This window comes from Gemmobacter aquatilis (assembly GCF_900110025.1).
GTDB lineage: Bacteria > Pseudomonadota > Alphaproteobacteria > Rhodobacterales > Rhodobacteraceae > Gemmobacter > Gemmobacter aquatilis.
In genome coordinates, this window is the sequence record NZ_FOCE01000002.1 from 247,545 (window position 1) to 270,140 (window position 22,596).

At 68.4% G+C, this 22,596-nt stretch carries 23 protein-coding genes and 2 tRNA genes; 9 read left to right on the forward strand and 16 right to left on the reverse strand.

The window, feature by feature from the left end; all coding sequences use genetic code 11:
* Window positions 1-2: 2 nt before the first annotated feature.
* Together modB and modC are read left to right on the forward strand one after the other, a co-directional pair.
* On the forward strand, window positions 3-701 hold the full coding sequence (modB, locus tag BMX43_RS04955) for a molybdate ABC transporter permease subunit (RefSeq protein ID WP_091297891.1): 699 nt from the start codon (window positions 3-5) through the stop codon (window positions 699-701).
* Window positions 698-1,783, forward strand: a complete 1,086-nt coding sequence (modC, locus tag BMX43_RS04960) for a molybdenum ABC transporter ATP-binding protein (RefSeq protein WP_091297894.1) — start codon at window positions 698-700, stop codon at window positions 1,781-1,783. The genes modB and modC overlap by 4 nt, the downstream gene beginning before the upstream one ends.
* A 6-nt stretch (window positions 1,784-1,789) precedes the next feature.
* Here modC and BMX43_RS04965 read toward each other — a convergent pair whose 3' ends face one another.
* Together BMX43_RS04965 and BMX43_RS04970 are read right to left on the reverse strand one after the other, a co-directional pair.
* Entirely contained in the window at window positions 1,790-3,244 is a 1,455-nt protein-coding gene (locus BMX43_RS04965; protein WP_091297896.1) for a protein adenylyltransferase SelO, read from the reverse strand.
* A 60-nt stretch (window positions 3,245-3,304) separates the two neighbouring features.
* Window positions 3,305-4,012: a hypothetical protein gene (locus tag BMX43_RS04970; protein ID WP_139201523.1), complete on the reverse strand. Its 708-nt coding sequence runs from the start codon at window positions 4,010-4,012 to the stop codon at window positions 3,305-3,307.
* 95 nt (window positions 4,013-4,107) lie between these two features.
* Between BMX43_RS04970 and BMX43_RS04975 the strand changes: the two genes are divergently transcribed.
* On the forward strand, window positions 4,108-5,481 hold the full coding sequence (locus tag BMX43_RS04975; RefSeq protein WP_139201524.1) for a calcium-binding protein: 1,374 nt from the start codon (window positions 4,108-4,110) through the stop codon (window positions 5,479-5,481).
* Between the two features lie 33 nt (window positions 5,482-5,514).
* Here the strand turns inward: BMX43_RS04975 and BMX43_RS04980 are convergent, their stop codons facing one another.
* The 3 genes from BMX43_RS04980 to BMX43_RS04990 all read right to left on the reverse strand — a co-directional run bounded on the left by BMX43_RS04980 (window position 5,515) and on the right by BMX43_RS04990 (window position 8,478).
* Window positions 5,515-6,495 carry an SMP-30/gluconolactonase/LRE family protein gene (locus BMX43_RS04980; protein WP_245749375.1) on the reverse strand — a complete coding sequence of 327 codons (981 nt, stop codon included), beginning with the start codon at window positions 6,493-6,495 and terminating at the stop codon, window positions 5,515-5,517.
* A gap of 213 nt (window positions 6,496-6,708) precedes the next feature.
* Window positions 6,709-6,784 (reverse strand) — tRNA-Thr (locus BMX43_RS04985).
* A 41-nt stretch (window positions 6,785-6,825) separates the two neighbouring features.
* Window positions 6,826-8,478, reverse strand: a complete 1,653-nt coding sequence (locus BMX43_RS04990; protein ID WP_091297904.1) for an ABC transporter permease — start codon at window positions 8,476-8,478, stop codon at window positions 6,826-6,828.
* A gap of 90 nt (window positions 8,479-8,568) precedes the next feature.
* On the opposite strand from BMX43_RS04990, the gene BMX43_RS04995 reads away from it, so the two are divergent.
* Window positions 8,569-9,441: a hypothetical protein gene (locus BMX43_RS04995; protein WP_091297906.1), complete on the forward strand. Its 873-nt coding sequence runs from the start codon at window positions 8,569-8,571 to the stop codon at window positions 9,439-9,441.
* Between the two features lie 51 nt (window positions 9,442-9,492).
* Here the strand turns inward: BMX43_RS04995 and BMX43_RS05000 are convergent, their stop codons facing one another.
* The gene (locus BMX43_RS05000) at window positions 9,493-9,747 is read right to left on the reverse strand and encodes a DUF2312 domain-containing protein (protein ID WP_091297908.1); all 255 of its coding nucleotides are present in this window, start codon (window positions 9,745-9,747) and stop codon (window positions 9,493-9,495) included.
* A 211-nt stretch (window positions 9,748-9,958) separates the two neighbouring features.
* Between BMX43_RS05000 and BMX43_RS05005 the strand changes: the two genes are divergently transcribed.
* Entirely contained in the window at window positions 9,959-10,174 is a 216-nt protein-coding gene (locus tag BMX43_RS05005) for a hypothetical protein (RefSeq protein ID WP_091297910.1), read from the forward strand.
* On the opposite strand, the gene BMX43_RS05010 is transcribed toward BMX43_RS05005, so the two are convergent.
* The 3 genes from BMX43_RS05010 to BMX43_RS05020 all read right to left on the reverse strand — a co-directional run bounded on the left by BMX43_RS05010 (window position 10,087) and on the right by BMX43_RS05020 (window position 12,647).
* Window positions 10,087-11,985, reverse strand: coding sequence for an enoyl-CoA hydratase-related protein (locus tag BMX43_RS05010; RefSeq protein WP_175482025.1), 1,899 nt, complete (start codon window positions 11,983-11,985; stop codon window positions 10,087-10,089). The genes BMX43_RS05005 and BMX43_RS05010 overlap by 88 nt on opposite strands.
* 117 nt (window positions 11,986-12,102) lie before the next feature.
* A complete protein-coding gene (locus tag BMX43_RS05015; RefSeq protein WP_091297915.1) occupies window positions 12,103-12,300 on the reverse strand; it encodes a hypothetical protein in 198 nt (65 codons plus the stop codon).
* Between the two features lie 14 nt (window positions 12,301-12,314).
* The gene (locus tag BMX43_RS05020) at window positions 12,315-12,647 is read right to left on the reverse strand and encodes a TraR/DksA family transcriptional regulator (RefSeq protein ID WP_091299004.1); all 333 of its coding nucleotides are present in this window, start codon (window positions 12,645-12,647) and stop codon (window positions 12,315-12,317) included.
* Between the two features lie 151 nt (window positions 12,648-12,798).
* Here BMX43_RS05020 and BMX43_RS05025 point away from each other — a divergent pair, with 151 nt between their 5' ends.
* The 4 genes from BMX43_RS05025 to BMX43_RS05040 are packed head-to-tail and all read left to right on the forward strand — an operon-like array spanning window position 12,799 to window position 14,981.
* Entirely contained in the window at window positions 12,799-13,674 is an 876-nt protein-coding gene (locus BMX43_RS05025) for an MBL fold metallo-hydrolase (RefSeq protein ID WP_091297918.1), read from the forward strand.
* 22 nt (window positions 13,675-13,696) lie between these two features.
* On the forward strand, window positions 13,697-14,122 hold the full coding sequence (locus BMX43_RS05030; RefSeq protein WP_091299008.1) for a YeeE/YedE family protein: 426 nt from the start codon (window positions 13,697-13,699) through the stop codon (window positions 14,120-14,122).
* Window positions 14,122-14,553 carry a DUF6691 family protein gene (locus BMX43_RS05035; RefSeq protein ID WP_091297921.1) on the forward strand — a complete coding sequence of 144 codons (432 nt, stop codon included), beginning with the start codon at window positions 14,122-14,124 and terminating at the stop codon, window positions 14,551-14,553. Before BMX43_RS05030 ends, BMX43_RS05035 begins: the two co-directional genes overlap by 1 nt.
* 11 nt (window positions 14,554-14,564) lie before the next feature.
* A complete protein-coding gene (locus BMX43_RS05040; RefSeq protein WP_091297924.1) occupies window positions 14,565-14,981 on the forward strand; it encodes a protein tyrosine phosphatase family protein in 417 nt (138 codons plus the stop codon).
* A gap of 17 nt (window positions 14,982-14,998) precedes the next feature.
* Here BMX43_RS05040 and BMX43_RS05045 read toward each other — a convergent pair whose 3' ends face one another.
* The 7 genes from BMX43_RS05045 to BMX43_RS05075 form a co-directional block, all read right to left on the reverse strand.
* The gene (locus BMX43_RS05045) at window positions 14,999-15,958 is read right to left on the reverse strand and encodes a FliM/FliN family flagellar motor switch protein (protein WP_091297926.1); all 960 of its coding nucleotides are present in this window, start codon (window positions 15,956-15,958) and stop codon (window positions 14,999-15,001) included.
* Window positions 15,959-16,016: 58 nt separating this feature from the next.
* Window positions 16,017-18,716 (reverse strand): ATP-binding protein, encoded by a 2,700-nt coding sequence (locus BMX43_RS05050; protein ID WP_091297929.1) that lies wholly within the window; start codon window positions 18,714-18,716, stop codon window positions 16,017-16,019.
* Window positions 18,716-18,988 carry a hypothetical protein gene (locus BMX43_RS05055; protein WP_091297931.1) on the reverse strand — a complete coding sequence of 91 codons (273 nt, stop codon included), beginning with the start codon at window positions 18,986-18,988 and terminating at the stop codon, window positions 18,716-18,718. The genes BMX43_RS05050 and BMX43_RS05055 overlap by 1 nt, the downstream gene beginning before the upstream one ends.
* Window positions 18,985-19,353, reverse strand: a complete 369-nt coding sequence (locus tag BMX43_RS05060) for a response regulator transcription factor (protein WP_091299011.1) — start codon at window positions 19,351-19,353, stop codon at window positions 18,985-18,987. The genes BMX43_RS05055 and BMX43_RS05060 overlap by 4 nt, the downstream gene beginning before the upstream one ends.
* Window positions 19,354-19,504: 151 nt before the next feature.
* Window positions 19,505-20,797 (reverse strand): helix-turn-helix domain-containing protein, encoded by a 1,293-nt coding sequence (locus BMX43_RS05065; protein ID WP_091299015.1) that lies wholly within the window; start codon window positions 20,795-20,797, stop codon window positions 19,505-19,507.
* Window positions 20,798-21,075: 278 nt separating this feature from the next.
* A tRNA-Gln gene (locus BMX43_RS05070) sits at window positions 21,076-21,150 on the reverse strand.
* 456 nt (window positions 21,151-21,606) lie between these two features.
* Window positions 21,607-22,581: an ABC transporter substrate-binding protein gene (locus tag BMX43_RS05075; RefSeq protein ID WP_091297936.1), complete on the reverse strand. Its 975-nt coding sequence runs from the start codon at window positions 22,579-22,581 to the stop codon at window positions 21,607-21,609.
* Between the last annotated feature and the right edge of the window lie 15 nt (window positions 22,582-22,596).

Sequence of the window (22,596 nt, forward strand, 5' to 3'; positions counted from 1 at the left end):
TTATGGCCGATTGGCTGCCCCCGGAGGAAGCGCAGGCCCTTGCCCTGTCGCTGCGCGTGTCGCTCTGGGCCACCGCGCTCAGCCTGCCCTTCGGCATCTTCGTCGCCCATGCGCTGGCGCGCTGGCGCTTTCCGGGGCGGGGGCTGCTGAACGGGCTGGTGCATCTGCCGCTGATCCTGCCGCCGGTGGTCACCGGCTATCTGCTGCTGCTGGCCTTCGGGCGGCGCGGCCCGGTGGGGGCGCTGCTGGATCAGTGGTTCGGCATCACCCTCGCCTTCCGCTGGACGGGGGCGGTGCTGGCCGCCGCCGTCATGGCCTTTCCGCTGATGGTGCGCGCCATCCGTCTGGCGATCGAGGCGGTGGACCCCAAGCTGGAACAGGCCGCCAGCACGCTGGGCGCGCCGCGCGGGCTGGTGTTCCTGACGGTAACCCTGCCGTTGATCCTGCCCGGCGTGATCGCCGGTGCCATCCTCGCCTTCGCCAAGGCGATGGGTGAATTTGGCGCCACCATCACCTTCGTTTCCAACATCCCCGGCCAGACGCAAACCCTGCCCTCCGCCATCTACGCCTTTCTGCAAGTGCCGGGCGGCGACGCGCCTGCGCTGCGCCTCGTGCTGATCTCGGTCGCGGTCGCCATGCTGGCACTGCTGCTGTCGGAATGGGTAGGCCGCGCCGCAGCGCGCCGGGTGGCGGGGAAATGAGCCTTCAGGTCACCCTGCATCACCGCCTGCCCGGCTTCACGCTCGATGCCTGCTTCGAGGCCCCGCCCGGCGTCACCGCGCTGTTCGGCCGCTCCGGCGCCGGAAAAACCACCCTCGTCAATGCGGTGGCAGGGCTGCTGCGCCCCGATGCGGGCCGGATCGCGCTGAACGACACCCTGCTGTTCGACAGCGCCGCCCGGGTGAACCTGCCGCCCCACCGCCGCCGCATCGGCTATGTGTTTCAGGAAGGCCGCCTGTTTCCGCACCTGACCGTGCGCCAGAACCTGCTCTATGGCCGCTGGTTCGCCCCGCGCACCAGCACCGGCGCCGATTTCGACCGCATCGTCGCCCTGCTGGACATCGCAGCCTTGCTGCCGCGCCGCCCCGCCACCCTGTCGGGCGGCGAAAAACAGCGCGTCGCCATTGGCCGCGCCATCCTGTCCAACCCGGCGCTGCTGCTGCTGGACGAACCGCTGGCGGCGCTGGATGCCGCGCGCAAGGCCGAAATCCTGCCCTATCTGGAACGGCTGCGCGACGAGACCGGCCTGCCGATGCTGCTGGTCAGCCATGCACTGGCCGAGGTCGCCCGCCTCGCCACCACCCTCGTGCTGATCGAAGCCGGGCAGGTGCGCCGCTCCGGCCCCGCAGCAGACCTGCTGTCAGACCCGAGCCTCGCCCCCGCGCTTGGCATCCGCAGCGCGGGCGCCCTGCTGCCCGCCCGCCTTGCCGCGCAGGAACCCGACGGGCTCAGCCGGCTTGACAGCCCGGCTGGCCCGCTCTGGCTGCCGCATGTCGCAGCCCCCTTGGGCACGGCCTTGCGCCTGCGCATTCTTGCACAGGACGTGATGCTGGCCACCACCCGGCCCAGTGGCATCTCGGCGCTCAACATCCTGCCCGGCACCGTCACCGCCCTGCGCATGGGCGAAGGCCCCGGCGTGCTGGTGCAGATCGAGGCGGGCGGCATCCCGCTGCTCGCCCGCATCACCCGCCGCTCGGCCGAGGCGCTGGCACTGGCCCCCGGCCAACCCGTCTTCGCCATAATCAAAGCCCTCGCCACCGCCCCCGACGACGTGGGCGCCTGACGCCACTCAGGTGCCGCAGAAGGTGCGGAACCCGGCGACAAAAGCCTCGGGCGCAGGCAGCGCATAGGCCTCCAGCCCGGCCCGCTCCTGATACGGATCGCCGATCACCGCCAGCAGCGCCTCGAACGGCGCCAGATCGCCCTCGCCCGCCGCCGCCAGCGCCGCCTCCACCTTCTCGTTGCGCGGGATGTAGATCGGGTTCACCGCCCGGATGCGCGCCGCCGCATCCGCCGCCCGCCGCGCCCGCCACTGCGGCAGCCACCGCTCCAGCGCCGCCGTATCGGTGAACATGCCCCGCAGCTTGCCCTCATCCGTCACCGCATCGGCCAGCCGCCGAAAGCCCAGCGTGAAATCGCTGCCCTGCAGTGCCGCCAGAAACCCCTCGGCCAGCGCCAGATCGCCGGGGTCTTCCCCCGCCAGCCCCAGCTTGCCCCGCATCACCGCCAGCCATTCGGCGCGATACTGCCCGGCAATCGCCTCCAGCCGCCCATTCGCCAGATCAATCGCCCGTGTCTCGTCGGCATCGAACAGCGGCAGCAACGCCTCGGCCAGCCGCGCCAGATTCCATGCCAGAATCAGCGGCTGGTTGGCATAGGCATAGCGCCCCTGCCGGTCGATCGAGGAAAACACCGCGCCGGGGCTATAGGCCTCCATGAAGGCGCAGGGGCCATAGTCGATGGTTTCGCCCGAAATCGTCATGTTGTCGGTGTTCATCACCCCATGGATGAAGCCGAGGCCCATCCATTGCGCGATCAGCCGCGCCTGCCGCGCCACCACGGCATCAAAGAACGCGACATAGCGGTTCTCTGCCCCGGTCACCTCGGGGTAGTGCCGCGCAATCGCGTAATCGGCCAGCGCCTTCACCTGATCGGCCTGCCCGCGCGCCGAAAAGAACTCGAACGTGCCAACCCGCAGATGGCTGGCCGCCACCCGCGTCAGCACCGCGCCCGGCAAGGCGCGCTCGCGCAGCACCTGCGCCCCGGTGGCCACGGCAGCCAGCGCCCGGCTGGTCGGCACGCCCAGGGCGTGCATCGCCTCGCCGATCAGATATTCGCGCAACACCGGCCCCACCGCCGCCAGCCCGTCGCCGCCGCGCGAAAACGGCGTGCGGCCCGACCCTTTCAGCGCAATGTCGCGCCGCTGCCCCGCGCGGTCGATCACCTCGCCCAGCAGCAGCGCCCGCCCGTCGCCCAGTTGCGGCGAAAACCCCCCGAACTGGTGCCCGGCATAGGCCTGCGCCACAGGTTCCGCCCCGGCAGGCAGACGGTTGCCGCCGAACACCTCTGCCGCCACAGGGCGCAACGCTGCCACATCCAGTCCCAGCTCTGCCGCAAGCGCCTCGTTCAGCCGCAGCAGTTTCGGCGCGGGCACGGCGCGCGGCGCCTGCGCGACAAAGGTGCCCGGCAGATCGCGGACATAGCTGTTGTCAAAGCCGAACTCCGGTATTTCCGATCCGTTCATCCGCCCGCCCCCGCTGTTGCTGCCGCAGATATGGCGCCTGCCTGCGCCCCCGGCAAGGCGTCACCGCCCCAAGGGCAGCCGCAGTTCGCTGCGCAACCGGATCTGATCGCTGTCCGGCGCCCGCACATCCAGCGCCACGCTGACCCCGCTTTCCGGCTCGGTCAGCGCCAGCCCCAGCGTCAGATAGGCCAGTGACGCATCGCTGCGGTGGTGCACATCCAGCAGCGCCGATTGCACGCTGGTGCGCGTACGGCTGAACTGCTGCCCCACACCGGCCTGCGCCGACAGGTCATAAGGCCCCAGCCGCACCTGCTGCACCACCGCGATCTCGGGCGCCAGCGTCACACTGGTAAACCGGATCTCTGCCGGATCGACCAGCGCGCCCATGCCGCGCGGCAGGTGATAGCGGCTCTGCCCCACGCCGCCCAGCACGCTCGCCTCCAGCGCCGTGGCACCCCCCAGCGGCACCCGATGCGAAAGGCGCAGCCCCAGCCCCCGGTCCAGTGTCGCGCGATAGGGCGTGTCGCTGTCGGGCGCGAACAGATCCGGGTCGATGCTGCCAAAGGGCAAGCCCGCCGCCTGCGCGCGCCCCGTCCCCCCGGCCCGGCTGCCGTCGCCGACAAAGGCCGCCGCCGTCGCCTGCAAGGCGTGGCTCTGCGCGCCACCGGCATCGTGCCCCGCCACCAGCGCCAGCCGCGTTGCGTCCGACGCATCGCACCCCGCCAGCCCCAGCGCGCAAACCAGCCCCACCCCCCAAGCGTCCCGCACCCGCATCCCCCTCACAATACCCGAAACGGCTTGCCAGAGCGGCGGCCCTTCGGCAAGGTGCCCGCTGGTTGAAACTGCTTGTAGCAAGGTGACTTATGGCCCGTATTACCCTTTCATCGCAGATCGTTCAGGACTTGCACGACCGCGAAATCTATATTGAAACCCACCCCGAAGACTTCAATTTCAAGAACCTCTACCAATCCGCCCTCAACGCCTTCGATCAACTGACCGACTTCGGCCCGACCAGCATTTCACTGGCCAGCAAGGCCGTATCGCTCACCTACAAATCCGGCGCCGTCACCTTCAAGCTGGCCTTCACCGGCTCGGGCATCGGCCCGGTTTCCTCGATGGATGCCCTGATCGACGCGATCGACAGCGGCATGGCCGAAGGTCGGATCGACGATGTGGTGCTGACGCGAAACGGCACGGCCATCCTCAGCCTCGCGCTGTCCGACAGCGGCTACACCCTGCGCTCCGGCCCCGATTTCTTCACGGTAACCGGCGCGCTGCCCACCACTTTTGACGATCTGTATCGCATCACCGACCTGCTCTCTGCCGCCGATCTCGATACCGTCGCGGCGATGACCAACAGCCAGCGTACAGCCTATTTCGACGCGCTGTCGGATTTCGGCATCACCGGCCTCTCGCTCGGCTCCGGCACCAAGACCTTCGCCAGTTTCACGCTGACCGAAGACAGCCTGACCCTTTCGGTGGCAGGCTTCACCCTGACAATCGACGGCACCTTCCCCACCGATTTCGGCGCCCTTGCCGCCACCGCCTGGCAGATCGTCACCACCACACCCGACGGCGGCTTCCCCGATCTGACCGGCCTCAGCCATTTCGCGCTGGACAAGCTGACCTTCACTGGCCCCGACGGCGACACACTGATGGAAATCACCGGCCCGATCACCGACGAGGCTTCCACGATCCCGGACCGTGTGACGCTGGACGGCTTCGTCATGCCGCGCGGCACCCAACTCTATCTAGGCGATGATTGGGTCAATGGTGGCAGCGGTGCCGAGGTGATCCTGGGCACGGTGACAGACGGCACCCCGGACGGTTTCGGCGACGACTACCTGATGGGCAATGGCGGGGCCGATGTGATCTATGCCTATGCGGGCAAAGACACCCTGTCTGGCGGCGGCGGCAAAGACCGGCTTTTCGGCGGTGACGGGGATGACCAGATATCGGGCGATGCCGAAAACGACCTGCTGGATGGCGGCACCGGCAAGGATCTGCTGGGAGGTGGCAGCGGTGCCGACCGTTTCGTGTTCGGCGCACGCGACGTGATCGAGGATTTCGGCTGGGGCAAGGATCGCATCGTCATCACCGGCGCGGCAGACAGCTTTGACGATCTGATCATCACCGCGCGCAATGGCGATACGCTTGTCACCTTCGGCGCGGCCACGCTGACGCTGCTCGATGTGGCGCCCGACAGCCTCGACGCCGCCGATTTCATCTTTGCCTGACCGATCCGGGCGCCCCGCGGGGCGCCCGTCCGCTTACAGCAGGATCTGGTGTTCCGCCTGCCCGCGCGCCACGCCGGGCACCGCAAAGGTCATGCCCGCGGCCGGAAAGGCCGCCCGCTGCCCCGCATCCATCCCCTGCAGCGCCGAGGTGCAGAACAGCGTCTGCCCATCCGCCCCGCCGAAAGACGGGCAGGACGTATGCGGCGCCTCCAACGCGACATGGCGCACAAGGCTGCCATCCGGTGCAAAGGCGCTGACCCCATTGCCGCCCCATAGCGCCAGCCACATCCGCCCTTCGGCATCAATCACCGCGCCATCGGGCCAGACCTCCTGCCCGGTGAAATCCAGATAGACCTCCGGCTCCGCCCGCGGCCAGCCCTCGGCATCCAGCGCCACCCGCATCACCCGCTGCGTCGCGGTATCGGTGAAATGCGCCACCTTGCCATCGGGCGAAAAACAGATCGAATTGGGGATCGAGATGCCGTCATACAGCCGCCGCAACGCGCCATCGTAATAGCGATAGATCGCCCCGGCGCCCGGCTCGGCCTTTTTGCCCATGGTGCCGATCCAGAACCCGCCCTGCGCATCGGCCCGCCCGTCATTCGACCGGGTGACCTTGTTGCCAGCCTCCAGCTCCACCAGCGTTTCGGTTTCTTCCGTTTCGATGTCGAACAGGAACAGATCCCGCTCGCCCGCGATCAGCAGCACATCGCGCGACAGCCAGCCCGCCGCCGACACCATCTCGGGGAAACGCCAGTCCAGCGCCTCGCCCCTGTGCTGCGACAGCAGGCGATGCCCCGTCACATCGAACCAGAACAATTGCTGGCGCAGCGGATGCCAAAGCGGCCCCTCGCCCAGTTCACACATGCGCGTGTCATAAATCACCGAGCGCGGCCCCCTTGCAGGCGATTGCATCACAGACCCCGCACAGACCGGCACAACCGCGCCGCCGAACACAGCCGAACCGCCCCCGACACCCGCCCCCCTGGCGTGGGTCAGAGGAACCAGCCTCATGCGCAGCCCCTTCCCGGCCATGGTGGCGGCAGTCCCGCCGCAAATCAAGGCAGAGCGCCCAGCTTTCAGGCAACATGCCGCATTGCGGCAACAACTCCCGCCGGGAATCGCAGTTGCGGCTTGCACCAGCGCAAGGCCCACAACCGCAGCAAGAAAGCCGGCACAGCCAAACACCCCGCCCATGGGCGCGCAGCACAGGTCAAGTGATTGAAATGGTGCCCCCAGAGGGACTCGAACCCCCGACCCCCTGATTACAAATCAGGTGCTCTACCAGCTGAGCTATAGAGGCCTTTCCCTGCTCTTAGCGCGCGGGCGCGCGGCGTGCAAGTCTCAGCGCAACTCGCTGCGGGCCATCAGCGCCACCGCCACCAGCCCCACCGCCATCACCAGCAGCGCCGCCGGGGCGGCATCGCCCAGTTGCTCAAGGCTGGCCAGTTCCTGCACCCGCGTCGCCAGCGTGTTGAAGTTGAACGGGCGCAGCAGCAGCGTGGCGGGCAGTTCCTTCACCCCTTCCACGAACACCACCAGCAGCGCGGTCGCCACCGATCCGCGCATCATCGGCAGATAGATCTCGCGCAGCACCCCGCCCGCACCGCGCCCCAAAGACCGCGCCGCCAGCGGCAGATTGGGCGAGATGCGCCCGAAGGCCGATTCCACCGCGCCCTGCGCCACGCCGAAAAACCGCACCAGATAGGCCAGCACGATCGCCGCCGCCGTGCCGGTCAGCAGCAGCCCCGGGTCATGCCCGGTCAGCGCCAGCACCGCATCGGCCAGCCGGTGATCCAGCCCCGCCAGCGGCACCAGCAGCCCCAGCGCCAGCACCGCGCCCGGCGCGGCATAGCCCAAGGCCGTCACCGGCAAGATCCAGCGCGGCAGCCCCCGCCCGGTCATGCGCAGCGCATAGACCAGGAACAGCGCCGCCCCCACCGTCAGCAGCGCCGCCCCGCCCGCCGTCAGCAGCGTATTGCCCAGAGCCGCCATCAGCCCCGGCGCCAGCCAGCTTGACGGCCGCACCAGCGCATGGCCCGCCATCACCGCCACCGGCAGCACGAATCCCAGCGCGAAGGGCAGCGCGCAGACCAGCAGCGCCAGCCCCCCGCGCCAGCCGCGCAGCCGCTGCCGCTCCACCGGGCGGGCCTGCCGGGCCGATCCGTGAAAGCGCGCGCTCCGCCGCCCCGCCCGCTCCACCAGCAGCAGCGCCACGATCAGCGCCATCGCCACACCCGAAATCTGCGCCGCCCCCCCGGCATTGCCGGTGGTCAGCCAGGTGGTGAAGATCCCGGTGGTCAGCGTCTGCACCCCGAAATGCGTCGTCGTGCCGTAATCGGCCACCGTCTCCATCAGCGCCAGCGACACGCCCGCCGCAATCGCGGGCCGGGCCAGCGGCAGGCCCACCCGGAAGAACACGCCCCAGGGCCCGGCCCCCAGCGCCCGCGCCACCTCGTAGGATCCGCCCGATTGTTCCCGAAACGCCGCGCGGGTCAGCAGATAGACGTAAGGATAGAAGGCCGAGGCCAGCACCAGCACCGCCGCCCCTTGCGAGCGCACTTCGGGAAACCAGTACTCCGCCGGGCTGCGCCAGCCGAACGCCCCGCGCAGCGCCACCTGAAACGCCCCCGAGAAATCGAAGAAATCCACCAGCGCATAGGCGCCGACATAAGCCGGAATCGCCAGCGGAAACAGCAGCGCATGTTCCAGCAGCCGCGCCCCCGGAAAGCGGTACATGGTGATCAGCCAGGCCGTCACCGTGCCGATCACCGCCGTCAGCACCCCCACGCCCAGCATCAGCTCCAGCGTGCTGCGCAGATAGCGCGGCAGCACCGTAGACAGCAGATGCGGCCAGATGTTCTCGGTCGGGTGAAAGGCGATCCACAGCACCGACAGCAGCGGCGCCAGCACCACAGCCGCAATGACCGCCGCCCCCAGCGTCCAGAAATCCGCGCCGCGCCCGGGGCGCCGTGTCTGAGTCTTTTGCTCGGTCATAACGCCGCGCATTACAGGAAAGCAGTGTAACTGTCCAGAAAAGCCCGTATAGTCAGAGGCAAGAGCACCAACTGCCGGAACAGGCCCCCCATGCGCATTGCCTATCACCTCGGCGTCCATTGCACGGATGACGACCGCCTTGTGCGGACGCTGTTGCGCAATGCCCCGGCGCTTATCGCCGAGGGGATCGAGGTGCCGGACCCCGTACGCTATCGCGCCCTGATCCGCGACACCGCGATCCAGCTCAAGGGCCAGCCCGCTACGCTGGATACCCAGGCCATCGTGCTGGACCAGATCATGACCGCCGATGTCGCTGACCGGCTGATCCTGTCATGGGAGAATTTCCTGTCCTTCCCCGCCTGGGCCGTGAAAGGCACCTTCTACCGCACCGGGGGCGAGCGGATGCGCGCCATCAGCCAGATCTTCCCGGAAATCGAAGCGGAATTTCACCTCGGGCTGCGCAATCCGGCCACCTACCTGCCCGATCTGCACCGCCGCCAGCGGGGCCGCGACTACAAGGAATTCATCGAAGGCACCGATGTGACCGACCTGCGCTGGTCCGACCTGATCCTGAACCTGCGCGACAAGAACCCCGAGGTGCCGATCGTCGTCTGGGCCGACGAGGATACGCCGCTGATCTGGCCCGAGGTGCTGCAAGCCGTCTCGGGCCATTCCGACGGGCTGGTGCTGGAGGGCGAGAACGACCTGCTCGAAACCCTGATGACCGAAGAAGGCCTGTCCCGCCTCGCCGCCTATCTGGACACGCACCCGCCGCAGACCATCGGCCAGCGGCGGCGCATCGTCTCGGCCTTTCTCGACAAGTTCGCCAAGCCCGATCAACTGGATGTCGCGATCACCCTGCCTGACTGGACTGCCGATCTGGTGGCACGGCTGACGGATCAGTACGAGCGGGACATGGCCTATATCGCCACTCTCCCCGGCGTCACCTGTCTGCAGCCCTGACGCGCCCCATTGGCACGGCGGGGGACCGTGGCCCCCCGACCATGGTCGCGGTTACTGCATCCCCAGTGCGGATTTGTACATTTCCAGAATCGCCTCTTCCTCGGCGATGTCATCGGCACTGCGCTTGCGGAGGGCGATCACCTTCTTCATCACCTTGGTGTCATAGCCGCGCCCCTTGGCCTCGGCCATCAGCTCTTTCTGCTGTTCTGTCACGTCTTTCTTCTCAGCCTCAAGCTGCTCATAGCGTTCGATGAACTGCTTGAGCTCTTCGGCGGTCACGTTATAGGCGTCGTTCAGGTCGCTCATCTCTGCCTCATGTCCGGGATTGTTCCGTCTTCCCCCCTCCCTATCGCCCCGCCTCAAGGGGATCAAGCGGCCCGGCGCCGGGCCACTGCACACTTGCCAGAGCCGCCGCCCTCCGCTACGCCGTTGAAAAGCCCCGCGCCACGCGCCAGACGGGGCGAAACACGAGCGGCGGCCTCAGGCACGCCGCCCAAAGGGGACGGAGAGACCGAGGATGCAATGGCTCGTGATGATCGGCGCCGTGGTTTCGCTGGCCGGGATTGCCGGGCTGCTCTGGTGCGTGCTCATGGCGCTGAAAGCCCGCAAATCCTCTGCCGATGACGAGGAATTGCGGCTGCGGCTTCAGCGCGTCGTCGTGCTGAACATGGGCGCGCTGGGGCTTTCGGCGCTGGGGCTCATGCTGGTCGTCTCGGGCATCCTGCTGGCCTGATCCTCCAGCCGCGCAAACCGCGCGCCCTGCGCGGCAAGGCTGGCCAGAACCGGGGCGATGCCCCAGATCGCCGGCGCCTCTGCCTCCCACGCCTTCAGGTCGCGCCGCAGGATCAGCAAGCCGCGCCGGTCCGCCCAGAACATCGGCCCGCCCTCGTGGCGCGGAAAGCCCTGCGCCGCGATCAGCGCAAAGTCGATGGCCGAGGGCCGCGCCACCACGCCCTGCCCCAGCAACTTCGCCCCCTCATTCGCCATGGCCGCCAGCACGCGGTTCACGATCTGCGCCGCCTCTTTGGGCGCAACCCGCCCGGGCACCACGCCATCCGGCGCCAGACCGGGCAGACCAAAGCCCGCCAAAGCCCCCGCCAGCGCCTCGGGCGCCACGCCCTGCGCCTGCAAATGCTCCGCCGCCGCGCGCCCGGCCAGCATCACCCGCCCGGCCACGCCGCCCGGTTCCGCCACCCGCAGCCCGGCCAGCCCCAGCCGCCGCGCCAGCGCAAAGGCCGTGGCCACCGCCCCCGGCGCCGTCTGCGCGCCCACCACAACCTCCGCCAAGCGCCCGCCCGCGAAACGGAACCCCAGCGTATCGGCCCCCCGCGCGCCTTCGGGCAGCGGCGCCCGCGCCGTCAGCGCCAGCACCACGCCCGGCGGCACCGCCTCGGCCACCTCGGGCCACAGGCCCGCATCGGCCAGCAGCACCAGATCACACTCCGCCAGCGCCGCCGCCGACAGCGCCGGGCTCAGCCGCGCCCAGGCCGCATCGCGCGCCTCGGGGGCCAGCGCGCCCTGCTCCACCGCAATCTCCTGCCGCGCCGCGATCCGCTCCAGCGCCTGCACCAGCAGCGGGCGTTGCGGCTCCATCAGCACCACATCGACCCCCGCCTCCAGCAGCAACAGCGCCTGATCGGCCAGCGCCGCTCCCGCCACCCCGATCCGCCGCAACGGATGCGCCATAGCCCCCGCCTCGGGATAGCGCGCCACCGCCCGTTCCGCGAACACCGCATGGCGCAGCGCCGCCGCCTCGGGCCGGGCCAGCAGATCGGCATGGGCCGACCGCTCGAAGGCCAGCCCCTGCGGCAAAGCCAGCAGTTGCGCCGCCTCCACACAATCGACGATCCGCTCTGCCGCCGCCGTCGGATGCGGCCCCAAGGCCGCCCGCGCCGCCTTCACCGCCGCCGCATAGGCCTTGCCGTCGCGCATCGCTTCGGTCCGCGCCCCGGTGCGCTGCGGCGTCGCACCCTGCAGACTTTCCGCCAGCAGATAGGCCGCTTCCGGCAGATCCTGCGCCACCACCTGATCGACAAGCCCCAGCGCCAGCGCCTCTGCCGCGCTGATCGCCGCCCCGTCCAGCATCAGCCGCAGCGCCGCTTCCGCCCCGATCAGCCGGGGCAGCCGCTGCGTGCCCCCGGCCCCCGGCACCAGCCCCAGCGCCACCTGCGGCAGCCCCAGCCGGCACTCGGCCAGCGCGATCCGCCGATGCGCTGCCAGCGCCAGTTCCAGCCCACCGCCCAGCACATGGCCATGCAGCGCCGCCACCACCGGCTTGGTACAGGCTTCCACCCGGTCGCACAGGTCCGCCAGATCGGGGCCGGGTTGCGGCGTATCCAACTCGTGCAGATCAATCCCCGCCGGAAAACTGCGCCCCTCGGCAATCAGCAGAATCGCCCGCGCGCCCGGATCGGCCTCTGCCGCATCCAGCGCCGCCAACAGCGCCCCGCGCATCGCCGCATTCAGCAGATTGAGCGGCGGCGCCACCAGCAGCAGCACCGCCACAGCCCCCAGCCGCTCGCTCCGCACACTGCTTTCCGCCACCATGCCGCCCCTCATGCAGGTTTTACGACAGTAAAGCGGCAAAACGGGGCGTCTGGCAATCCCGCCCGCCCCGTCATCCTTGATTTTTCAGCATTTTTCGGCGCGAAAGCAGCGCCGTCACACCGGCATGTTGTCGAAACCCATCTCGACCACCGCATCCTGCTCGGAGGCAACCACATCGGCGCGCCCCTCATGTTCCACCGGGGCGGTAGGGGTGATTTTCACCGGCAATATCCCCATCAGCGCCTGCATCTCTTCCAGCAGCGCGATCAGCGGGGCAGCCTGCGGTGCGGTCGTCCGTGTGTTCGTGGTCATGGCGCTCTCCTCGCTCAATGGGCACAACTGCGGCAGAACGGGGTGTAAGGCACCACATCCAGCCGGTCCTCGGCAATCTTCGTCCCGCATTTGGTGCAATAGCCGTAGTCTCCGGCCTCCACCCGCTCCAACGCCGCCTCGATGGCGCGGATTTCGGATTGGGCAGAAAGGCCCATGCCTTCCAGCACCTCGTCACCTTCCCGCTCCACCGCCAGTTCTTCCCAGTCCTGCGCGTTGTGGCTGTCCAGTTCCGTGTCGATCTCGGCCATGCGGGCGCGCAGTTCCGCCATACGGGCCTCAAGCTGTGCCTTGCGTTCGGCAACGGGGCGTTCAAATACCGTGGTCATCGTCGTCTCCTCCATGTTCGCCCCGCCATGCTAACCATCCCGCAGCGCCCTGCCTTGATACAGGTCAAGGCGGGGCGGAAACTCACATTCAAAACTTGCAATATATATCCCCTACCCTATATCTCGCAGTACCGTAGCGAAAGAGGCCCCCATGTCGTCCCCGCTTCCCCCCAAGGTCCACGCCTTCTTTGACGAGGCGACCAACACCATCACCTATGTCGTGCAGGACCCCGAGGGGCGCGCCTGCGCCGTGATCGACAGCGTGCTGGATTTCGACTATCCTTCGGGCCGCACCGACACCCGCTCCGCCGATGCGGTGATCGCCTTCATCCGGGATCAGGGCCTTGATCTGCAATGGGTTCTCGAAACCCATGTCCATGCCGATCACCTGTCCGCCGCGCCCTATATCCAGGAACGGCTGGGCGGCCAGATCGGCATCGGCGACCGCATCACCGTGGTGCAGGAAACCTTCGGCAAGATCTTCAACGAAGGCACGCGGTTCCAGCGCGACGGCTCGCAGTTCGACCGGCTGTTCCATGAAGGCGATGTCTTGACGATCGGCCATCTGCGCGGCGAGGTGTTGCACACCCCCGGCCATACCCCCGCCTGCCTGACCTATGTGATCGGCGATGCCGCTTTCGTCGGCGACACGCTGTTCATGCCCGATTTCGGCACCGCGCGCTGCGATTTCCCCGGCGGCTCCGCCGAGGTGATGTTCGATTCCGTGCAAAAGATCCTCAGCCTGCCCGATACCACCCGCATCTTCGTCGGCCATGACTACAAGGCACCGGGGCGCGACGATTACGCCTGGGAAAGCACGGTCGGCCAGCAGAAGGCGCGCAACATCCATGTCGGCGCCGGGCGGTCGAAGGCGGATTTCGTGGCGATGCGCGAAACCCGCGACGCGACGCTGGCGATGCCGCGGCTGATCATTCCCTCCTTGCAAGTCAACATGCGCGCGGGGCAGATGCCGGAACCGGAGGAGAATGGCATCAGCTACCTCAAGGTGCCGGTGAACGGGATCTGACACAGGAACGGGACGCGCGATGATACCACAGGATTGGCTGCACGGCTTTGCAGGGGGCCTGATGATCGGCAGCGCCGGGGCGCTGTATCTGCTGGTCAATGGCCGGATCATGGGCGCCTCGGGCATTCTGGGCGGGATGCTGGATGGCAGCGATTGGCGGCACTGGACCGAACGGCTCAGCTTTCTGGCCGCCCTCGTGCTGGTGCCGCTGCTGATCGTGCCGCTTTATACCGTCGTCGATACGCATATCACCCCCAACCCGGTGGTGATCGTGATCGGCGGGCTGCTGACCGGGATCGGCACGCGGCTGGCCAATGGCTGCACCTCGGGGCATGGGGTCTGCGGCATCTCGCGGCTGGCGCCGCGCGGCATCGTCGCCACGGTGTTCTACATTCTGGCGGGCGGGCTGACCGTTGCGCTGTTCCGCCATGTCTGGGGGGTGATCTGATGCTGCGGTCGCTGTTTGCCGCGCTGTCGGGCGGGCTGTTCGGGGCCGGGCTGCTGGTGTCGGGCATGGTGGATACGGTGAAGGTGCAGGGCTGGCTGGATGTGTTCGGCGCCTGGGATCCGACGCTGGCCTTCGTGATGGGCGGCGCGATCCTGCCCATGGCCGTCGCCTGGCGCGTGGCGGCCCGGCGCGGCGTCTCGCGGCTGGGCACGCCCTTCCCGCCCCGGCCGGAACCGAGGCTGGACCACGGGCTCATCCTCGGCTCGCTGATGTTCGGCGCGGGCTGGGGGCTGGTCGGGCTGTGCCCTGGCCCGGCGCTGGCGTCGCTGAGCTTTGGCGGCTGGGGCGGCGGGCTCTTCCTTCTCGCCATGGCGGCGGGTATGGTGGCCGCACCCGTTATCCGCCGCCGGCTTGACCGGCTGCCAGCCTGAAGGTCCGCCCCATGGATATCCGCGCCCTGACCCCGACCTATGCCGTCTCGCCCCAGATCACCCCCGAGGATCTGCCGCAGATCAAGGCCGCGGGCTATGTGACGGTCATCAACAATCGCCCCGATGCCGAAATCCCCGGTGCGCTGCACAGCGACACGATGCGCGCCGCCGCCGAGGCGCTGGGGCTGACCTTCGTCGCCAATCCGGTGATCGGCGGCGCCCTGACCGAAGACAACATCACCGCACAGCGCGCCGCGATCACCGCCAGCCCCGGCCCGGTCTTCGCCTATTGCGCCTCGGGCAACCGCTCTTCTGTGGTCTGGGCGCTGGCCCATGCCGGGCAGATGAGCGCTGACGAGCTGATCGGCATCCCCGCCCGCTTCGGCTACAGCCTCGACTGGCTGCGCCCGACGCTGGAACAGGCGTAACAACCCGCGCCACAGGCTCATGCGCTGGCCGCGCGCGGCAAGGGCAGCGGCGGCTCTGCCGGGCGCTGCGGCACCGTCACCGCCGCCCCCGCACCGCGCGTGCCTTGCGTTTCGGTCAGCCGCAGCGCCCGCATCCCGCGTTGCTGGCCCAGCTTGCCCTGCGCCAGCCCCCGTCCGTCGCGCCCCGTCAGCTCCACCCCGTCCAGCGCCGCGCCGGTCAGCGGCAGCAGATCGCCCACCCGCAGCGCCAGCGCCCCCGACAACGGCAGCCGCACCCGGCCCAGCACGGCGATCAGCTCCGCCTCCGCCTCCATCACCTCTTGCGCCAGGGCCGCGCTGAACTGGTCTTCCTGCGCAGGGTCCGGGCCGGGCAGCGGCGCCGCACGATGCGGGCGCCGGCCATGCCCCTCGGCGGGCAGCGCCAGAATCAGCCCGCCCTTGCGCGCCCCGCCCAGCTCGCACTCGCAGCGCAGCACCTTGAAGGCCGCATCCTCCAGCATCAGCGCCAAGGGCCGCGCCCCGTCCAGCACCGAGCTGTAGCGAAACCCGTCAGTCCAGACGAGATCCTCTTCCGCCAGCAGTGCCTGCTGCAATTCCTCCAGCGCCGCGTCGATCAGATCGGCCACCATCGCCGCATCGGTCCGCGTCGGTTTGCGCGCCACCACCGGCTGCGACAGCACCCGCCCCAGCGTCTGTGCCTCGATCAGCGAGGCCAGCACCTCGGCGCTCAGCACCAATACCCCCATCGCCTCGCGCGGGCCTTCCAGCAGCGCGATCAGCGCGCGTTCCGGCGGCAGATCCAGCAATTCCGTCAGCGACAGCCGCTCCGCCCGCACCGGCCCGGCCTCCACCGCCAGATCAAGCTGCCCCCGTGCCGCCCGCGCCAAGGCCAGCGGCCAGGCGCGTTCCGCCCCGCCCCCCGCCAAGGGCGCCACCTGCGCCCCTGCGAGCTTTCGCCTGATCACACCCTGATCCACCTGCGACCTTCCTGCCGTCGAACAGGATCAGTGGTGGCACAACACCCTTACCAAAGGGTTACGCCGCGCGCTCATGGGGCGATTTTTCCAGCCGCAGCGGCAATGTCACCCGGAAGGCCGCGCCGCCCTGCCCGGGCAGATAGGAGACCGAGCCGCCCAGATTGACCATGATCTCGCGGCAGATCGCCAGGCCAAGCCCCGCGCCCCCCGCGCGCATCTGGTCGGTCAGCCGGGCGAATTTCTCGAAGATCAGCGATTGCTTGTCACGCGGGATGCCGGTGCCATTGTCGATCACGTCGATGATCACCCGCGCGCCGCGCTGGCGCACCACCAGCCGCAGTTCCGGCTGCGCCGAATCGCAATACTTCCGCGCGTTGGAAATCAGGTTGATCAGCACCTGACACAGCCGGTCGGGATCGGTCCGCAAAAAGATCTGTTCGGCGGGCAGGTCGCGCTGGATGGTGAAACTGCGCTCGGGCCGCGTGTGGCTGGCCGCCCGCAGCGACCGCTCGATCAGTTCCGACAGATTGGCCAGTTTCAGGTTCAACTGCACCGTACCGTTTTCCAGCACGCCCAGATCCAGCAGGTCATCCAGCAGCCGGGTCAGCCGGATCGCTTCTTCGTTGATGATGCGCGCATAGTTCGCTGCCATCTCGGGCGGCATGTCGCCCTCCATCATGATCTCGGAAAACGCCCGGATCGAGGTCATCGGCGTACGCAATTCATGGCTGATCTGGCTCAGGAACGCATCCTTCTGCACCGAAAGCTGGGTCAGCTTTTCGTTGGCATCGCGCAACTGGCGCGCGGTGCGGGTCAGCTCTTCGCGCTGGCTTTCCAGCTGGCTGGAATATTCCATGATCTGCGCCGTCTCGCCCGCCATGCGCATCAGGTCCGCCACTGTCACCCGCGCCCGCCCGGCCAGTTCGGTGATCATCGCATGGGCTGTGGCCGCGCCCACCGAACTGGCCAGCCGCCGCTCCAGCGCATCCAGAAATTCGGGCACCGGATCGGGCAGATAGCCCGCCTTGCCCTGCGCCTGCGCCTGCGCCTCAAAGAACGCCAGCGCCGCTTCGTCGCCCAGAATCCGCTGCGCCATCACCAGCAGCGCCTCCGGTTCGGCCCGGCCCTGCACCCAGCCCTGCGGCTCGGCGCGCTCGGTGTCAAAGACGTTGACGAAGGCCAGCCCCTGCACCCGCTCCACTGGCCCCGGAAAGCTGAACAGCGAGCCCAGCGTGAAGGCGGTGGTGTTCAGCGTCAGGCTCCAGAACAGCGCATGGATCATCGGGTCCATCCCCTGCACCCCGAACAGCGCATAGGGCCGCAGCCAGTCCAGCCCGAACGGCCCCTGCATGAACACGTCGATGGGCAGCGCCGCACCCGGGCCAAAGCTGGGCAGGAACAGCGCATAGACCCAGACGGCAAAGCCGATCCCCAGCCCCCAGATCGCGCCATTGCGCGTGGCGCCGCGCCAGAAGATGCCGCCCAGCATCGCGGGCAGCATCTGCGCCACGCCCACAAAGGAAATCAGCCCGATGGCGGCCAGCGCCGAAGACCCGCCCGACAGCGAGTAATACAGATACCCCAGCCCCAGCACCCCGGCAATCGACAGCCGCCGCGACAGCAGCACCAGCCGCCGCACATCGCCCGACACCGATTGCGCCGGCCGCAACGACAGCCACAGCGGCATCACCACATGGTTCGACACCATGGTCGCCAACGCAATCGACGCCACGATCACCATCGAGGTGGCCGAGGAAAACCCGCCCAGAAACGCCAGCATCGCCAGCGCGCCCTGCCCCTGGCTGAGCGGCAGCGTCAGCACGAACAGGTCGGGATTGGCGCCTGTCGGCATCACCTCCAGCCCGACCACGGCGATGGGCACCACGAACAGGCTCATCGCCAGCAGATACAGCGGAAAGGCCCAGCTCGCCGTCGCCAGATGCCGCTCGTCACTGTTTTCCACCACCAGCACCTGAAACATCCGCGGCAGCGTGATCACCGCCGCCCCCGATAGCAGCGTGAACCCCGCCCAGCGCGACGGCACCAGTTCCCAGTCCGAAATCGACGACGCATGGATGCGCGCCACAATATCCGCGGGGCCCGAGGCCACGAACCACACAACGAAAATTCCCACCGCCAGCAGCGCCAGCAGCTTCACCACCGCCTCCACCGCGATGGCGGTCACCACGCCGGTATGCTGCTCGTTGGCATCCAGATTGCGCGTGCCGAACAGGATGGTGAACAGCGTCAACCCTGCCGCCACCCAAAGCGCGGTGGAATTGGTGTCGGGCATCGCCCAGCCATAGGTGCCCGCCGCCGCGAACACGCCAAAGCTCAGCGTCACCGATTGCAGTTGCAGCGCGATATAGGGGGTTGCGGCAAAGACGCAGATCACCGTGACGATGACCCCCAGCAGGTTGGATTTGCCATAGCGGCTGGAGATCATGTCGGCGATCGAGGTCACCCGCTGCTGCCGCCCGATATGCACCAGCTTGCGCAGGATCCACCACCAGCCGATGAACACCAGCGTCGGCCCCAGATAGATCGTCAGAAACTCTAGCCCGCTGCGCGCCGCATAGCCCACCGCGCCGTAAAACGTCCAGGCCGTGCAATAGATGCTCAGCGACAGCGTATAGACGACGGGTGACCGCAGCCAGCGCGCAGCACCCCGCGCCGCCTTGCGCTCCACCACAAAGGCCACAAGGAACAGGAACGCCACATAGGTGACGCAGGCCAGCACCAGCAGGTTGAATGGCATCAGCCGCGCTCCTCTGCGCTGGCCGGGGCATCCTCGCTGTCCTTCACCAACGGCCGCGACAGCAGCGCCGCAGCCCCGATCAGCAGCAACCAGACGCCGAACAGATAGATACCATCCGGCGCCGTATCCCGGCTCTCGCTGGCCGCAGGCGCCCAGAGCACCGGCAGCAGGAACAGAAACCCGCCCGCCACCGGCAACAGCCGCGCGGCATCGCGGATCCGCCGCAGCCGATAGCTGCGCCGCGCCAGAAACACCGGCGAGCGCCGCTTCATGCCCGGATCAGCGAACGCGCCGCCGCCACGAATTCGGCATTGGAAAACGGCTTGGCCATGAACAGATCGGCCCCCGCCCGCTCTGCCGCCTCGCGGTCGCGGCCCTGCCCCTTGGCGGTCAGCATCATCACCGGCAGGCCGGCCGTATCGGGCGTGGCGCGCAGCGCCTCCAGGATCTCGATCCCCGATCGCCCCGGCAACATCAGATCCAGGATCACCAGATCGGGCCGCTGTTCGCGCACCCGCGCCTCGGCCACCCCGCCATCGCCCAGCGTCGTGACCTCCCAGCCATCCCGGCGCAGCAAAAAGCGGATCGCCTCGGCGATATTCGGCTCGTCCTCGATGAGCATGGCATGTCGTGCCACCATCCCGCTCCTCCGGTCTCGTCCCTGCCTGCCCGAAGGCAGCCCCCGGTGGCGACTATCGGCGGAAAACTGCCCGCTGTCAAAACCCGTCTCGCCCTGCCGATGCCACAGCCCACCCCCGCCATACCAGCCCAACCAAAGTGCCCCCCGCTCAGCCCCGCAACCCCGGCGCCTCGCTCAGGATCGAGGTTTCGCGCCGCGCCGGGCAGTCGCGCTCGGTGCAGATGCGGCAGGTTGGCCCCACACGCAGCGCACGCGGCCCGCCGCCCGCCGCAGGCTCCGGCACCAGCAGCATCGCCGCCGCCCGCACCTCCACCCCGCCAAAGCCCCCCGGATGCCGCGTCTGGCACCAGGCCCGCGCCAGAAACCGCCGCCCGCCGCGCCCAGTCATCTCCAGCCGCGCCTCCAGCGGCGCCATCGGTCGGGCCAGTGCGGCAAACAGCGGCCAGAGCGCACAGGCCGCCCCCAGCCGTGGCGGCTGAAACCCCTCCGCGGGCTTGCGGAAGATCAGCGCCCCCGCCGCATCGCAGATCACCAGCCCCTCGGGGGCGCCGGGCAGCGTCGCCAGCCGCCGCATCACCTGCACCACATCGCCGCCCAGTTCCGCCGCCAGCACCAAAGGGTCCGGCCCCAGCCGCGCCAGCGCCGCGCGAAACGGCGCCAGCGGCAGCGCCGCCACATCGGCCTGCGCCTGCATCACATGCGCCCGGGCCAGATCGCGCGCCGCCCCCGAAGACAGCGCCGCGATCGCCGCCGCGCCATCGCCCCCGGCTTCCACCTCGGCCAGATGCCAGCCGCGCGCCGCCAGCCAGCCATCCACCTCCTCTTCGGGCGAGGCCACGCCTCCGCCCGCCCGCTCCTGCTCCGATCCGTCCAGATAGGCCACCAGCGCCTCGGCCCCCCGCGCCAGCCGCTCGCTGTCGTCATGCAGATTGGCATGGAACCGCGCGCGCCATTCCGGCTCGATATCCTCCGTCTCCGCCAGAATGGCCGAGGTGGAGCGCACCGAACTCACCGCCGACAGCACCTCATGCAGCGCAAGGCTCAGATGCGGGTCATGGGCGATGCGGTCGCTCAAAGCCGCCACCGCCCGCTCCAGCCCCTCCACCCGGCGCTGCAACCCCGCCGTCACCCCGGCCCAGCCGGGAAAGCGCCCGGCAAATTCCTCCAGCCGCTCGACCTCGGCCCCGCCATCCTCGCCGGCCGCCGCCCGCAGACTGACCGCCAGCGCGCCTTCGCTGCCCTCGGCCAGCGCCTCCGGCTCCACCGCCAGCGTCCGCGCCAGACGCGTCAGCACCTCGCCCGCCACCCGCCGCCGGTTATGTTCGATCAGATTGAGGTAGGAGGCCGAGATTCCCGCCCCCCGCGCCACATCCGCCTGACGCAATCCCAGCGCCAACCGCCGCTCGCGCACCCGGCTTCCGGTCAAGGCATTCAACCCCATCGCACCCCCCCCCGCCATCCTTACCGATTTACACCCGTGGCAAAAGTTTACAACGCCCTGAAAAGCAAATTCCGGCCTGCCGCAGGTTTTGCTGCCAGCAGGCCAGACCCAGGATCCCCGTTGCGCGATGCGGGTGCCACCAGTCTCCCGAAGCCACGCCCCTTCTTCCCGGCCAAAGCCGCCAGCATACCGGCAAGACGGACCCACAGGCCGGAAATGCGCTGCAGACGGCGCGAGATGCGCTCTATTAAACTATTGAATTTAATGGAAATTTTGATTGGCTGGGGCGCTAGGATTCGAACCTAGGTATGGCGGTACCAAAAACCGCTGCCTTACCACTTGGCGACGCCCCAACCGTGCCGCGGTGTTTAGCCAATGACGGATGCACGTGCAAGGGGGGGATGCGAAGAAATTTAGGGCCGACAGGCTCTGTCGCACAAATCGGTCAAAAGGATTCCTTCCGTGAATCCAGCGTGATAGCTGGACAGCCTGCGCCAGCCGACACGCCCGACCTGCAAGACCGGCTGTTCGATCCCATGGTTTGACACTGCAATCCCCGCACAGGACCGGACGCCCGACCGCTGCCCTCGCCCTGCCATTCCGCCTCAGCGAGGCCCCATGACGGCGCCGAACAGCGCGGCCCCCCCCTTCTTCTTTGCCAACACCCGGGGGAGTCGCGCATCGCGCGACGGGGGCAAAGCCCCCGCAAGCAAAAAGACGCGCCGGTTGCCCGGCGCGCCCTGTCATTCGATCCGGCTCACGCCCGCTCCCGCCGCAGGGCCAGACCGCTCAGCCCGCAGCAACGCCGCTTACTGCAACGCCTTGTCGGTGATCGCATGGGTCCAGGCCCCTTCCGGCGCCTTGGTGATCACCGGGTCAGACCCGCCCGACATCAGCGCCGCCACCGTGCGCTCGTAATCCGCCTCGACCAGCGCGCCGTTCGAGCCCGCGGTCAGCTTGGCAATCTCGCCCATCATGCGCTTCTGGTGCAGTTCGGTCTGCGCGCCGGTCTCGTCATTCTCCAGCACGATCATCGCCGCCTCATCCGGGTTCGCCTCGGCGTATTTCCAGCCCTTCATCGCGGCGCGCACGAATTTCACCATCTTCTCCTCGAACGCCGGGTCCTTGAGCTTGTCTTCCATGACATAAAGCCCGTCCTCCAGCGTCGCCACGCCCTCATCCTCATACTTGAAGGTCACCAGATCCTCAGGCTTCACGCCTGCGTCGATCACCTGCCAATATTCGTTATAGGTCATGGTCGAGATACAGGCCGCCTGCTTCTGCAACAACGGATCGACGTTGAAGCCCTGCTTCAGCACGGTGACATCGCTGCCGTCGGTCTTCAGCCCCAGCTTGTTCATCCAGTTCAGGAACGGATACTCGTTCCCCCCGAACCACACACCCAGCGTCTTGCCCTTGAAATCCGCCGGGGTCGAAACGCCCGATTCCTTCAGGCAAGTCAGCATCATGCCCGAGGATTTGAACGGCTGCGCGATGTTCACCAGCGCCAGCCCCTTTTCGCGCGCCGCCAGCGCCGAGGGCATCCAGTCGATCACCACATCCGCGCCACCGCCCGCAATCACCTGCGTCGGCGCCACATCCGGCCCGCCCGGCAGGATGGTGACGTTCAGCCCCTCTTCCTCGAAGAACCCCTTGTCCTTGGCGACAAAATACCCGGCAAACTGCGCCTGCGTCACCCATTTGAGCTGGAGCGTCACATCCTCGGCCTGCGCCGCCACCGCCGAAAGCGCAAACGCCAGTGCCGCCGAAATCGTATACTTCATGGTCAACCTCCAAGT

Excerpts from the sequence above, each read along its gene's own strand:
- modB (WP_091297891.1), top strand. The coding sequence starts at position 3 with ATGGCCGATTGGCTGCCCCCGGAGGAAGCGCAGGCCCTTGCCCTGTCG.
- modC (WP_091297894.1), top strand. The coding sequence starts at position 698 with ATGAGCCTTCAGGTCACCCTGCATCACCGCCTGCCCGGCTTCACGCTC.
- BMX43_RS04965 (WP_091297896.1), bottom strand. The coding sequence starts at position 3,244 with ATGAACGGATCGGAAATACCGGAGTTCGGCTTTGACAACAGCTATGTC.
- BMX43_RS04975 (WP_139201524.1), top strand. The coding sequence starts at position 4,108 with ATGGCCCGTATTACCCTTTCATCGCAGATCGTTCAGGACTTGCACGAC.
- BMX43_RS04980 (WP_245749375.1), bottom strand. The coding sequence starts at position 6,495 with ATGAGGCTGGTTCCTCTGACCCACGCCAGGGGGGCGGGTGTCGGGGGC.
- BMX43_RS04990 (WP_091297904.1), bottom strand. The coding sequence starts at position 8,478 with ATGACCGAGCAAAAGACTCAGACACGGCGCCCCGGGCGCGGCGCGGAT.
- BMX43_RS04995 (WP_091297906.1), top strand. The coding sequence starts at position 8,569 with ATGCGCATTGCCTATCACCTCGGCGTCCATTGCACGGATGACGACCGC.
- BMX43_RS05000 (WP_091297908.1), bottom strand. The coding sequence starts at position 9,747 with ATGAGCGACCTGAACGACGCCTATAACGTGACCGCCGAAGAGCTCAAG.
- BMX43_RS05005 (WP_091297910.1), top strand. The coding sequence starts at position 9,959 with ATGCAATGGCTCGTGATGATCGGCGCCGTGGTTTCGCTGGCCGGGATT.
- BMX43_RS05015 (WP_091297915.1), bottom strand. The coding sequence starts at position 12,300 with ATGACCACGAACACACGGACGACCGCACCGCAGGCTGCCCCGCTGATC.
- BMX43_RS05020 (WP_091299004.1), bottom strand. The coding sequence starts at position 12,647 with ATGACCACGGTATTTGAACGCCCCGTTGCCGAACGCAAGGCACAGCTT.
- BMX43_RS05025 (WP_091297918.1), top strand. The coding sequence starts at position 12,799 with ATGTCGTCCCCGCTTCCCCCCAAGGTCCACGCCTTCTTTGACGAGGCG.
- BMX43_RS05035 (WP_091297921.1), top strand. The coding sequence starts at position 14,122 with ATGCTGCGGTCGCTGTTTGCCGCGCTGTCGGGCGGGCTGTTCGGGGCC.
- BMX43_RS05040 (WP_091297924.1), top strand. The coding sequence starts at position 14,565 with ATGGATATCCGCGCCCTGACCCCGACCTATGCCGTCTCGCCCCAGATC.
- BMX43_RS05050 (WP_091297929.1), bottom strand. The coding sequence starts at position 18,716 with ATGCCATTCAACCTGCTGGTGCTGGCCTGCGTCACCTATGTGGCGTTC.
- BMX43_RS05055 (WP_091297931.1), bottom strand. The coding sequence starts at position 18,988 with ATGAAGCGGCGCTCGCCGGTGTTTCTGGCGCGGCGCAGCTATCGGCTG.
- BMX43_RS05065 (WP_091299015.1), bottom strand. The coding sequence starts at position 20,797 with ATGGGGTTGAATGCCTTGACCGGAAGCCGGGTGCGCGAGCGGCGGTTG.
- BMX43_RS05075 (WP_091297936.1), bottom strand. The coding sequence starts at position 22,581 with ATGAAGTATACGATTTCGGCGGCACTGGCGTTTGCGCTTTCGGCGGTG.